At 60.2% G+C, this 11,973-nt stretch carries 12 protein-coding genes; 6 read left to right on the top strand and 6 right to left on the bottom strand.

Features of this window, described 5'->3' with window-relative positions:
- Window positions 1-8: 8 nt before the first annotated feature.
- The 6 genes from AC3I0A_RS19355 to AC3I0A_RS19380 form a co-directional block, all read right to left on the bottom strand.
- Complete coding sequence (locus tag AC3I0A_RS19355) at window positions 9-1,430, bottom strand: amino acid permease (protein ID WP_489373891.1); 1,422 nt, start codon at window positions 1,428-1,430, stop codon at window positions 9-11.
- Window positions 1,431-2,364: 934 nt separating this feature from the next.
- Window positions 2,365-3,603, bottom strand: coding sequence for a 23S rRNA pseudouridine(2605) synthase RluB (rluB, locus tag AC3I0A_RS19360; protein ID WP_489373893.1), 1,239 nt, complete (start codon window positions 3,601-3,603; stop codon window positions 2,365-2,367).
- 334 nt (window positions 3,604-3,937) lie between these two features.
- Window positions 3,938-4,879 (bottom strand): SMC-Scp complex subunit ScpB, encoded by a 942-nt coding sequence (scpB, locus tag AC3I0A_RS19365; protein WP_489373895.1) that lies wholly within the window; start codon window positions 4,877-4,879, stop codon window positions 3,938-3,940.
- A gap of 12 nt (window positions 4,880-4,891) precedes the next feature.
- Complete coding sequence (locus tag AC3I0A_RS19370; protein ID WP_489373897.1) at window positions 4,892-5,710, bottom strand: segregation and condensation protein A; 819 nt, start codon at window positions 5,708-5,710, stop codon at window positions 4,892-4,894.
- Window positions 5,711-6,340 (bottom strand): L-threonylcarbamoyladenylate synthase, encoded by a 630-nt coding sequence (locus tag AC3I0A_RS19375; RefSeq protein ID WP_489373899.1) that lies wholly within the window; start codon window positions 6,338-6,340, stop codon window positions 5,711-5,713.
- 13 nt (window positions 6,341-6,353) lie between these two features.
- Complete coding sequence (locus AC3I0A_RS19380) at window positions 6,354-7,217, bottom strand: PHP domain-containing protein (protein ID WP_489373901.1); 864 nt, start codon at window positions 7,215-7,217, stop codon at window positions 6,354-6,356.
- Window positions 7,218-7,305: 88 nt separating this feature from the next.
- Between AC3I0A_RS19380 and AC3I0A_RS19385 the strand changes: the two genes are divergently transcribed.
- From AC3I0A_RS19385 to AC3I0A_RS19410, 6 genes are all read left to right on the top strand, one after another.
- Window positions 7,306-7,902, top strand: a complete 597-nt coding sequence (locus AC3I0A_RS19385) for a septation protein A (protein ID WP_489373902.1) — start codon at window positions 7,306-7,308, stop codon at window positions 7,900-7,902.
- 1 nt (window position 7,903) lies between these two features.
- On the top strand, window positions 7,904-8,203 hold the full coding sequence (locus tag AC3I0A_RS19390) for a YciI family protein (RefSeq protein ID WP_489373904.1): 300 nt from the start codon (window positions 7,904-7,906) through the stop codon (window positions 8,201-8,203).
- Between the two features lie 101 nt (window positions 8,204-8,304).
- Window positions 8,305-8,712, top strand: coding sequence for an SH3 domain-containing protein (locus AC3I0A_RS19395; protein ID WP_489373906.1), 408 nt, complete (start codon window positions 8,305-8,307; stop codon window positions 8,710-8,712).
- An 11-nt stretch (window positions 8,713-8,723) separates the two neighbouring features.
- Window positions 8,724-9,401 (top strand): response regulator transcription factor, encoded by a 678-nt coding sequence (locus AC3I0A_RS19400; protein ID WP_489373908.1) that lies wholly within the window; start codon window positions 8,724-8,726, stop codon window positions 9,399-9,401.
- A gap of 711 nt (window positions 9,402-10,112) precedes the next feature.
- On the top strand, window positions 10,113-10,550 hold the full coding sequence (locus AC3I0A_RS19405; RefSeq protein ID WP_489373910.1) for an LTXXQ domain protein: 438 nt from the start codon (window positions 10,113-10,115) through the stop codon (window positions 10,548-10,550).
- A 66-nt stretch (window positions 10,551-10,616) separates the two neighbouring features.
- Complete coding sequence (locus tag AC3I0A_RS19410; RefSeq protein WP_489373912.1) at window positions 10,617-11,957, top strand: sensor histidine kinase; 1,341 nt, start codon at window positions 10,617-10,619, stop codon at window positions 11,955-11,957.
- Window positions 11,958-11,973: the final 16 nt, after the last annotated feature.

The raw sequence follows: 11,973 nt of genomic DNA on the forward strand, positions 1-11,973 counted from the left end.
TTACGTGCTTACTTCGCGGTGGAAGCCGCAGCCATCAGCGCAGTTTGAGCACTGCGCTTGTTCTTGATGCCGTAGCAGACCCACATGAACGCCACCCACACCGGAATCGCGTAGACCGAGATCTGGATGCCCGGGATCAGCAGCATCACGCCAAGGATGAACACCACGAACGCCAGGCAAACGTAGTTGCCGTACGGGTACCACAGCGCCTTGAACAGCGGCGTCTGTTTGGTGCGGTTCATGTGCTGGCGGAACTTGAAGTGCGAGAAGCTGATCATCGCCCAGTTGATCACCAGGGTCGCGACCACCAGCGACATCAGCAGTTCCAGCGCATGTTGCGGGATCCAGTAGTTGAGCAGCACGGCGACCAGGGTCACCGCGGCCGACGCCAGAATCGACCGCACCGGCACGCCGCGCTTGTCGATCTTCGCCAGCGCCTTCGGTGCATCGCCCTGCTCGGCCATGCCCAGCAACATACGGCTGTTGCAGTAGGTGCCGCTGTTGTACACCGACAACGCCGCGGTCAAGACCACGAAGTTAAGGATGTGCGCCGCGGTGTTGCTGCCCAGCATCGAGAACACCTGAACGAACGGGCTGCCGCTGTAGGCATCGCCGGATGCGTTCAGACTCGCCAGCAGGCTGTCCCATGGGGTCAGCGACAGCAGCACGACCAGTGCGCCGATGTAGAAAATCAGGATCCGGTAGATCACCTGGTTGATGGCTTTCGGGATCACGGTCTTCGGCTGGTCAGCCTCGGCTGCGGTGAAACCGAGCATTTCCAGGCCGCCGAAGGAGAACATGATGATTGCCATGGCCATTACCAGACCGCTGACGCCATTGGGGAAGAAACCACCGTGTTCCCACAGGTTGCTCACCGAAGCCTGCGGGCCGCCGTTGCCGCTGACCAGTAGGTAGCTGCCCAGGGCGATCATGCCGACGATGGCCACGACCTTGATGATCGCAAACCAGAACTCGGCCTCGCCAAAGACTTTGACGTTGGCCAGGTTGATCAGGTTGATCAATACGAAGAACCCGGCTGCCGATGCCCAGGTCGGGATGTCCGGTGCCCAGTAGTGGATGTATTTGCCGACCGCGGTCAGTTCCGACATGCCCACCAGGATGTACAGGATCCAGCAGTTCCAGCCCGACAGGAAGCCGGCAAAACCGCCCCAGTATTTGTGGGCGAAGTGGCTGAACGAACCGGCTACCGGCTCTTCCACGATCATTTCGCCCAGTTGGCGCATGATCATGAAGGCAATGAAGCCGCAGATCGCGTAGCCGAGGATCATCGACGGACCGGCCGATTTCAGCACGCCGGCAGAGCCCAGGAACAATCCGGTACCGATCGCGCCACCGAGGGCGATCAGTTGAATATGACGATTTTTCAGGCCGCGTTGAAGCGTACCTGAATGCGAGTTTTGTCCACTCATTAACGGGTCTCACGCAAGGTTTGATGATGTTGGGTTGCTGCTTGGGTCAAGCAGTGCAAATCAAACCCCAGCGCAGGCACCAGGAGTTCTGCTTCTTTTTACGGGTCATGCGTCACCTGTTTGTTTTTATCTGCGACGAAATCGAACCCACCACGCTTGTGACGCGGCGGAGTTAACAAAGCGGATAGCCTTGAGTTTATTGGCCTTGGGCAATCGAACGGCGTGCTGGGAGCAAACGAGTCATGACAGCCGACAGGCGCAAAGTGCGCGGATACGCAGTTGAGTCACAGTTAAAACGCCGCGCATTGTACACCCGTAACCCGCTGCTACCAGACACCGCCTGATCAGCGCGTCGGTTGCCGGGATGGCACGGGGCCGTCTCGAGGGTCGCGGACGGCGACAATAAACTGGACGCCCCGCTGTGGGCCGTCAGTGGCGACGATGGGGGAATCATCGCCTGGGGAGAGTCGGTAGGAATGGATCATGGCGTACATTGCGCCTCCTTCTTGTTATGACCTGCACGACAGGCATGGGACGCATAACACCCTTACCAGCGTCGGGAAACAACCGGGATAGAGCCTTGCAGCCAGCAATGACGGCGCGATTTCGGCAGGATTTCCTTACGGCACTGAAGGTCCGTCGATTCCATGGGTGAAAAGCGGGATATTCGTAAATATTTCTTTACGAAGTGGAACACAGAATTTCCACTGCAGATCCGTCAAGGGATGGGCTGTTGCTACTGACGCCATCGCGAGCAAGCTCGCTCCCACAGGGTTTTCGAGTGTTCACAAATTATGTGACCACTGAAGATCCAATGTGGGAGCGAGCTTGCTCGCGATGGCGGATGCAGGAGCACCGCAATTCTGCAGAGTGATACGAAGAGCAAAAAAAAACGCCAACCCTAAGGTTGGCGTTTTTGTTTGCTGCTTACCGCTTACTCAGGCTTGCGACGACCAAACCCCGGACGCTGGCCGGAACCGGCCGGTGCGCCACGGCGTTTGCCCGATGGCGCATCCTTGTCGACCAGGACGATCCCCGGACGTTTGGACTTTGGCCCTGGCTTGGCTGGACGCTTGATGTCGGCCGGGCGATCTGCCACGGGCGTACCACGGCTGGAATCGCTGCGACCGCCTGCTGGAGCACCGCGACCGGTCGCCGGGCGCGGAGTGCGTGGACCGCGTACACCATCCTGACGCGATTCCGCTGGCTTGCGCGCCGGGCGCTCGCCTTCGATCTGCGGCTCGCGGGCTGGACGCGGGCCAGCGGCCGGTGCGCCAGCAGCTGGACGCAGGGTCCGCACGCGCTCGGTCTTGCCGACCGGACGGGACGACTTGCGCTGCATACGCTCAAGCTTGTCTTTGCTCTTGGCGTTCATCTGCGGCATGGCGACCGGCGTCAAGCCGACTTCAGCACTGAGAATGTCAACTTCGTACTGGCTCATTTCGCGCCAGCGACCCATCGGCAGGTCAGAGTTGAGGAACACCGGACCGAAACGCACGCGCTTCAGACGGCTGACCACCAGCCCTTGGGATTCCCACAAACGACGCACTTCACGGTTACGGCCTTCCATCACCACGCAGTGGTACCAATGGTTGAAGCCTTCGCCGCCCGGTGCTTGCTTGATGTCGGTGAACTTCGCCGGGCCGTCTTCGAGGACCACGCCGGCCTTGAGCCGCTCGATCATCTCGTCATCGACTTCGCCACGTACACGCACGGCGTACTCGCGGTCCATCTCGTAGGAAGGGTGCATCAGGCGGTTGGCCAGTTCACCGTCGGTGGTGAACATCAGCAGACCGGTGGTGTTGATGTCCAGACGACCGATGTTGATCCAGCGACCTTCTTTCGGACGCGGCATTTTATCGAACACGGTCGGACGGCCTTCAGGGTCGTCGCGGGTGCAGATTTCACCGTCGGGCTTGTTGTACATGATCACGCGGCGCACCGATTCGGCAGCCTCTTCGCGTTTGATCACCTTGCCATCGATGGTGATGGCGTCATGCAGGTCGACGCGCAGGCCAAGGGTGGCATCTTTGCCATTGACCTTGATCCGGCCATGACTGATCCAGGCTTCTACGTCGCGGCGCGAGCCGACGCCGATACGGGCGAGGACTTTCTGCAGTTTTTCGCCTGCGGGGCCGATTTCCTGGTCGTCTTTCTGGTCTTTGATACTCATCTGGGCACCTCCCGGTGTGGTCTGTTCAGGCCTGGCCTGAAGCGTTGAAAGCTGGTCTTTGGGCGAAAGGATCGCCGAAGGGTCGCGAATCATACGCTCATGGCGCCGTTCGCGCATCAGAGACTAGTTGATAAGTCGTGGCTTGTTGGTTTTTCCGCCGGCCGGTGGCGTCGAGTTTGATCAACCGCAGCGCCGCTATTGGAGTCGACACTGATCCAATGTGGGAGCGGCGGTGCGGCGATCCGACTTGCCCGCGAAAGCGGTGTATCAGACAACATTGATGTCGACTGACACTCCGTCTTCGCGAGCAAGCTCGCTCCCACAATGATTTATGTCAATCTTCGAGCTGGCGGCGTTCGTTTTCGATCGCTTCGGCGAGGGCCTGGGCTTCGGCTTCTTCGTCGCTCAGCGCAGGCGTGTGCTGTTCCAGCGCCGCCACGGCGGCCAGGAGTTTTTCCCGGGCCTCTGCGACGCCGATGACGTCGTCTTCCTGCTCTTGCTCTACCTCAGCTTGCACCTCAGCCTCAGCCTCAGCCTCGGTGCCGGTCTCGCTCACCGCCCCATCCCGAAGCAAATCGTCGAAATCGGTCTTGAGCCCCTCCTCCATAGTGTCCAGTTCCAGCAACAGGCTGTGGAAACTGGTTTCGTCCTTGGGTTCTTCCGGCTCGGCGCTGGCGTCGGCCAGGGCCTGGATGCTTTCCGGGACCGGTGCGTCGTCGAAGTCGAGAATCGGATCGGGTTCCAGTTCACGCAGTTCGGCCAGCGGCGGCAGGTCGTCGAGGTTCTTCAGGTTGAAGTGATCGAGAAAGGCTTTGGTGGTGGCGAACATCGCCGGTTTGCCCGGCACGTCGCGGTAACCGACGATGCGGATCCACTCGCGTTCGAGCAGGGTCTTGACGATATGGCTGTTGACCGCCACACCGCGCACATCCTCGATCTCGCCCCGGGTGATCGGTTGGCGATAGGCGATCAAGGCCATGGTTTCCAGCATCGCCCGTGAGTAACGCTGCGGCCGTTCTTCCCACAAGCGACCCACCCAGGGCGAGAATTTTTCGCGAATCTGCAGGCGATAGCCGGACGCAACCTCCTTGAGCTCGAAGGCCCGGCCTTCGCAGGACTTGCGCAAGATCTCCAGGGCCTTCTTGAAGACCGGCGGCTCCGGCCGTTCACCCTCTTCGAAGAGTTCGAACAGGCGCTCCATGGATTGCGGCTTTCCCGAGGCCAACAGAAAAGCTTCAAGCAGTGGCGCCAGCTCGCGGGGTTCAGTCAGATTCATTGTTTCAGCTCGTTATTCGGCTCGCGCCCGCACATGGATAGCCGCAAAAGGCTCATTCTGCACCAGCTCGACCAAGGACTCCTTGACCAGCTCGAGGATCGCCATAAAGGTCACGACCACACCCAATCGGCCTTCTTCGGCAGTGAACAGCTCGACAAAGGGCACGAAACCGCCGCCCTTGAGCCGTTCCAGCACATCACTCATGCGCTCGCGGGTAGACAGCGCCTCGCGGCTGACCTGATGGCTTTCGAACATATCACCACGGCGCAGGACTTCAGCCATGGACATCAGCAACTCGTCCAGACTCACGTCCGGCAACAATTTACGCGCCCGGGCCTCAGGTGCATCGAGCTTGGGCACCACCACATCGCGCCCGACCCGGCTCAAGCCGTCGATGCCTTCGGCTGCGGCCTTGAAACGTTCGTACTCCTGCAAGCGGCGAATCAGCTCGGCGCGCGGGTCATCCTCTTCCTCTTCGATCTCGCTGGCCCGTGGCAGCAACATCCGCGACTTGATCTCGGCGAGCATCGCCGCCATCACCAGGTACTCGGCGGCCAGTTCCAGGCGCACCGACTGCATCAACTCGACATAACCCATGTACTGGCGAGTAATTTCCGCCACCGGGATGTCGAGGATGTTGATGTTCTGTTTGCGGATCAGATACAGCAGCAGGTCGAGCGGGCCCTCGAAGGCTTCGAGAAAAACCTCCAGCGCATCCGGCGGGATGTACAGGTCCAGCGGCATTTCCATGACCGCCTGGCCATAGACCATGGCGAACGGCAGTTCTTGCTGCGCCCCCGCCTGGCTGTCCACTTTCTCGACTGCCGACATCTAGGCTTCGACCGTGAACGGCGCAGGATCGCCACAACCGACACGGATCACTTCAGGCTCGCCGTCCGCCAGATTGATCACCGTGGACGCTTCCATACCACCGAAGCCGCCGTCGATGATCAGGTCGACCTGATGCTCGAGCAACTGGCGCATCTCGTAAGGATCGTTCATCGGTTCGGTCTCGCCGGGCATGATCAAGGTCACACTCATCAACGGCTCCCCGAGTTCTTCAAGCAGCGCCAAGGCAATCGGGTGACTCGGCACCCGCAGGCCGATGGTCCGCTTCTTGGGGTGCAGCAACAGGCGCGGGACTTCGCGGGTAGCGTTGAGAATGAAGGTGTACGGCCCAGGCGTATGAGCCTTGAGCAGGCGAAAGGTGCCGGTATCGATCTTGGCGAACAGCCCCAGCTGCGACAGGTCGCTGCAGATCAGTGCGAAGTTGTGCTTGTCGTCCAGTTGCCGCAAGCGACGGACACGCTCGATGGCGTTCTTGTCGCCGATCTGGCAACCAATGGCGTAGGAAGAGTCCGTTGGATAGATCACCACCCCACCGGACCTGATGATCTCTACAGCCTGTTTGATCAGGCGCGCTTGCGGGTTTTCCGGATGAATCTGGAAAAATTGACTCACATTTTCTACCTGTTCAGACGACGGCAATAATTGGGTCATGTTTGAACCGACACCAAAGCGGCGGCAGATCCTCCGGGAGCGGGCGGTATTCGCCTATCTCGGACCAGCCTCCGGGGCCATGGAAATCACTGCCGGCACTGACCAGCAGCCCAAACTCACGAGCAAGAATAGCCAGGCTGCCCACCTGCTCGGCGGGCTGATGGCCGTTGACCACCTCAATCGCGTGGCCACCTGCCTGAATATAGTCGGCAATCAGGCGTCGGCGTTTGCTGCGAGTGAAATCATAGTGCCAGGGATGCGCCAGGCTGATCCATGCACCCGCCGCACGCAGGGTTTCGACGGTTTCTTCCAGGGTCGGCCAATGCTGTTTGACGTCTCCGAGCTTGCCGGCGCCCAGCCATTTGCGGAACGCTTCGGCGCGATCCTTGACGAAACCGGCGCGCACCAGGTAATCGGCGAAGTGCGGTCGAGCCGGTGCATTACCGCTGTCGCCCAGTTCCTGCTGAATCGCCCGGGCACCTTCCAGCGCTCCCGGCATGCCTTTGAGCGCCAGCTTGCGGCTTATTTCTTCGGATCGTAGCCAGCGGCCGTCGTGCAATTTGGCGATGGCCTCGACCAAAGCCGGGGCATCGACGTCGAAACCATAGCCCAATACATGAATGGTTGCCCCGCCCCAGGTGCAGGACAGTTCGACACCGTTGATCAGTTGCATGCCCAGCGCTACCGCCGTGCTGCGGGCCTCTTCCAGGCCTTCGAGGGTGTCATGATCGGTCAAGGCCAGGACTCGCACGCCTTTCTCGAACGCACGCGCAACCAGTACCGCGGGCGCCAGGGCGCCATCGGAGGCCGTGCTATGGCAGTGCAAATCAACATTCACAGGACTCTGTAACCTCAAAATCAGCTGGAGCTTTCGCTACCAAGGATGTTTGTTATTATGCCGCCACATCCTGCTTCTGGCTGCCACTGTGAAACAATTCATCGACTTCATCCCGCTGCTGCTGTTTTTCCTCGTCTTCAAAATCGATCCCCAGGTCGTCGACATCGCCGGCCATGAGCTGACTGTAGGCGGTATTTACAGTGCCACGGCGATGCTGATCATCAGTTCACTGGTGGTGTACGGCTCATTGTTCATTTCCCAGCGCAAGCTGGAAAAAAGCCAATGGCTGACCCTGATTGCCTGCCTGGTCTTCGGTAGCCTGACCCTGGCCTTTCACAATGAAACCTTTCTCAAGTGGAAAGCCCCGGTGGTCAACTGGCTATTCGCACTGGCCTTTGCCGGCAGCCATTTCATTGGTGACAGCCTGCTGATCAAACGCATCATGGGCCACGCACTGACCTTGCCGGACCTGGTCTGGACCCGTCTGAACATCGCCTGGATCGCGTTTTTCCTGTTCTGCGGCGGCGCCAACCTGTTCGTGGCCTTTACCTTCCAGAGCTACTGGGTCGACTTCAAAGTCTTCGGCAGCCTGGGCATGACCCTGCTGTTCCTGATCGCTCAGGGCATCTACCTGGCCCGCCATCTGCACGACGCCGACACCACCACTCCGAAAACCGAGGACTGACATGCTTTACGCAATCATTGCTACAGACGTCGCCAACTCCCTGGAAAACCGCCTGGCCGCACGGCCTGCGCATCTGGAGCGGCTGCAACAGCTGCAAGCCGAAGGTCGCGTGGTGCTGGCGGGGCCGCACCCGGCCGTCGACAGCAATGATCCCGGCGCCGCGGGTTTTACCGGCAGCCTGATCGTCGCCGAATTCGACTCGCTGACGGCCGCCCAGACCTGGGCCGATGCCGATCCGTATATCGCGGCGGGCGTCTACGCCAATGTTCTGGTCAAACCATTCAAGCAAGTCCTGCCATAAAGTTCTCCTGCGCGGTGAACCTTGTCGGTTCATCGCTCGCTCATTATTCTCGTTTAACGGCCGACAACCTGCTCAACACTCGATTGGAATCAGGAGTTCCGATGCGCCAAGGTCCGTTGTGTCTGCTGTTGGTCATGTTATCGATCGGGGCCCTTGCCCATGCCGAAGAAAACCCGGATGCGGGCTATTCGACGCCTCTGTCCCTGAGCGCCGGCAGCCGGATCACCGAGTTGCAGCAGCGTTTGAAGGAAAGCGAGCGCCAACGCGATGAGCTGAACAAACAATTGCACAGTGCCGATGGTGAACGCGAAAGCGCCATGACCGGCCTGCGCCAAGAGAATCAGCGTCTCAAGCTGCAACTCAAGGAAACCCAGGCCAGCCCGCTGCCGCGCCTGCTGACTGACCAGCAGCAGTGGTTCGTCACCGGTGCCGGAGTAGCGCTATTGGCCCTGCTCTGCGGTATCTTCGCCAGTGGCGGACGTAGACAACGTCGGCAATGGCTAAATTGATTGAGTGAGTCATGAGCGAGCTGTTACTGATAGATGATGACCAGGAGTTGTGTGAGCTCCTGACCCGTTGGCTAAGCCAGGAAGGCTTTCAGGTCCGCGCCTGCCACGATGGCCTGAGCGCTCGCCGCGCCCTGGCCGAAACCGCGCCGGCCGCCGTGGTGCTGGACGTGATGCTGCCTGACGGCAGCGGCCTGGAACTGCTCAAGCAACTGCGCAACGATCATCCGGATTTGCCGGTGCTGATGCTCTCGGCCCGTGGCGAGCCGCTGGACCGCATCCTCGGTCTGGAATTGGGTGCTGACGATTACCTCGCCAAACCCTGCGATCCACGAGAATTGACCGCCCGCCTGCGTGCCGTGCTGCGCCGCAGCCATCCGACGGCAGTGTCCAGCCAACTCGAGTTGGGTGACCTGTGCTTCAGCCCGGCCCGCGGCGTAGTCAGTATCAATGAGCAGGAATTCACCCTGACCATCTCCGAAAGCCGCCTGCTTGAAGCGCTGCTCAAACAACCGGGCGAGCCGCTGGACAAGCAGGAACTGGCGCAGATCGCCCTGGGACGCAAACTGACCCTGTACGACCGCAGCCTGGACATGCACGTCAGCAACCTGCGCAAAAAAATCGGCCCACACCCCGACGGTCGTCCGCGCATCGTTGCCCTGCGCAGCCGTGGTTACTACTACAGCTTGTAGTCAAGCCTTCGGCAGCTCCGAACACGTACCCTCCACAAACAGGCCGGCCGGCAGGCCGCCTCGCTTTGGCTTTTGATCTGGCTTTTGATCTTGATCTACCCGCCCCTTCGGCAGGCCGAGCGCAGGTGTTCATCAGGGGACTGGCGCGCAGCGCCCCTCGGCGAAGCCGAGGACATCGCATGGAGGTCGTCGCGAAGCAGACCGGAGGGCGATGCCCCCTGATGAATGCCGGAGCGAGGGAACGCCGAGCCTTAGCGAGGTGCCGAACGCTTGGGGCGAAGACTTTTGCTTCCTTTGGGGCGTTTGCCAAAGGGAGGCGCCGTAAGGGCGAAACCATAAGTGGCCGTTACCGCAGGAATGGATATGTACACCAGCAAGAGCCAGGTCGGCTGTCAGGCCGCCTTCGCGGGCAAGTCGGATCGCCGCACCGCCGCTCCCACAGTGGATCTGGGTACATCCGCGAGAGACAGGTCGGCTGTCAGGCCGCCTTCGCAGGCAAGCCAGCTCCCACAATTGATCGGTGTACATCCGCAAGAGCCAGGTCGGCTGTCAGGCCGCCTTCGCGGGCAAGCCCGCTCCCACATGAATGAATCTGTGTACATCCGCCAACCTCTTTACTCAAGCTTTACGCTCCGCTGACCGCCGCTGACCTTGATCTGGGTAATCTGCACACATCCGGACTCACCGGGAATCGAGACAAGGAGATACACCATGCGCAAGACTCTTATCGCCCTGATGTTCGCTGCTGCCCTGCCAACCGTCGCCATGGCCATGCCCGAAGGCACAGGCTCGATGGGGCCAATGGACGGCTCGCGTCACGGCGGGCACATGCACGGCAAAGGCCCGTACAGCCAGCTGGACCTGAGCCGCGAACAGCACCAGCAGATCCGCAAGCTGATGGGCGAGCAAATGCGTGAACGTCAGCACCTGATCGACACCTACCTGGAAAAACTCCCGGCAGCCGATCAGAAAGCCCTGAAAGACCAACTGGCGGCCAAGCACCAGAAAACCGAAAGCGAGATTCGCGGCCTGCTCAAACCAGAGCAACAGAAGCAATTCGACGAGATTCAGAAAAAACAGGCTGAGCATCGTGCTGAATGGGCCGAGTTCAAGGCCTGGAAAGCGCAACAACCGCAAAAAGCGCAATAATGCTCTAGCGTTCATTCCCAGCCCAACGGTTCACGCCGTTGGGCTTTCCTTGTTTGAGGACTTCCCGTGCGTTCATTGTTCTGGCGCATCCTGGCCAGTTTCTGGCTGGCCATCGCTCTGGTTGCAGGGCTTTCGCTCCTGCTCGGGCACATGTTGAACCAGGACGCCTGGATCCTCAGTCGCCACCCCGGTCTCAAGACCCTGGCCGAAGACTGGACGCAAACCTTCGAGACCCAAGGCGAAGATGCCGCTCAGGATCTTCTGGAGCAACGCAAACGCCAGTATCGCATCGATGTTCAGGTGCTCAATGAAAGTGGCGATCCGGTGGTGCATGGCACCTTTCCGCGTCGCGCAGCGGCCTTCGAAGCACGGCGAAACAACGAGGACCGGCGCCTGCCGTGGCGCCGTCTGACTGACGAATACACCAGTCCGAAAACCGGCGAAACCTACCTGCTGATCTACCGAATTCCACACCCGGAGCTGGTTACCTGGCACCGTGAGAGTCTGCTTTGGCCACTCAGCGCCTTGGGGATCGCGTTCGTGGTGCTGACCCTGTTCAGTTTGCTGGTGACCTTCTCCATCACCCGTCCCCTTAGCCGATTGCGCGGCGCGGTGCACGATCTTGGCCAGACCACCTATCAACAAAACAGCCTGGCGAAACTGGCCAACCGTCGCGATGAGTTCGGCGTGCTGGCCAACGATTTCAACCGCATGGGCGCACGCCTGCAAAGCCTGATCGGCAGCCAGCGGCAATTGCTGCGCGATGTTTCCCATGAACTCCGTTCACCCTTGGCCCGATTGCGTATTGCCTTGGCCCTGGCTGAACGCGCCGGCCCCGAAGAGCGGGAAAAACTCTGGCCACGGCTGACCCGCGAGTGTGATCGCCTGGAAGCCTTGATCAGTGAAATTCTGGTGCTGGCGCGTGTCGATGCCGATAACGCCAACGCCGAAGAGATTGACCTCAACGGGCTGCTGAACAACCTGCAAAAAGACGCCCAGCTCAACTTCGCAGAGCAAAGCGTAAGGGTCGAGGCCGAATCACAATTGAGCCTCAAAGGCTGGCCGACCATGATCGAGCGCGCGCTGGATAACCTGCTGCGCAACGCCCAGCGCTTCAATCCGGCGGGGCAGCCGATTGAAATGTTGGCGTTGCGCCAAGGGGAAAGAATTGTCATCAGCGTGCGCGACCATGGCCCCGGCGTTGAAGCCGAGCACCTGAGTCAATTGGGTGAACCCTTCTACCGCGCGCCGGGACAGACCGCGCCGGGACATGGCCTGGGGCTGGCCATCGCCCGCCGGGCAGCGGAACGCCATGGCGGCAGCTTGATACTGGCCAATCACCCGGAAGGCGGATTTATTGCCAGCCTGGATTTGCCATTGGTGCCTGGGGCTGTAGTTCAACCCTAACCTGTGGCGAGGGAGC

Source organism: Pseudomonas sp. KH_024_B2 (assembly GCF_057839965.1).

What these genes read in the sequence shown, in the direction of transcription:
- AC3I0A_RS19405 (WP_489373910.1), top strand. Translation starts at nt 10,113, where the DNA reads ATGCGCAAGACTCTTATCGCCCTGATGTTCGCTGCTGCCCTGCCAACC.
- AC3I0A_RS19370 (WP_489373897.1), bottom strand. Translation starts at nt 5,710, where the DNA reads ATGTCGGCAGTCGAGAAAGTGGACAGCCAGGCGGGGGCGCAGCAAGAA.
- AC3I0A_RS19400 (WP_489373908.1), top strand. Translation starts at nt 8,724, where the DNA reads ATGAGCGAGCTGTTACTGATAGATGATGACCAGGAGTTGTGTGAGCTC.
- rluB (WP_489373893.1), bottom strand. Translation starts at nt 3,603, where the DNA reads ATGAGTATCAAAGACCAGAAAGACGACCAGGAAATCGGCCCCGCAGGC.
- AC3I0A_RS19390 (WP_489373904.1), top strand. Translation starts at nt 7,904, where the DNA reads ATGCTTTACGCAATCATTGCTACAGACGTCGCCAACTCCCTGGAAAAC.
- AC3I0A_RS19395 (WP_489373906.1), top strand. Translation starts at nt 8,305, where the DNA reads ATGCGCCAAGGTCCGTTGTGTCTGCTGTTGGTCATGTTATCGATCGGG.
- scpB (WP_489373895.1), bottom strand. Translation starts at nt 4,879, where the DNA reads ATGAATCTGACTGAACCCCGCGAGCTGGCGCCACTGCTTGAAGCTTTT.
- AC3I0A_RS19355 (WP_489373891.1), bottom strand. Translation starts at nt 1,430, where the DNA reads ATGAGTGGACAAAACTCGCATTCAGGTACGCTTCAACGCGGCCTGAAA.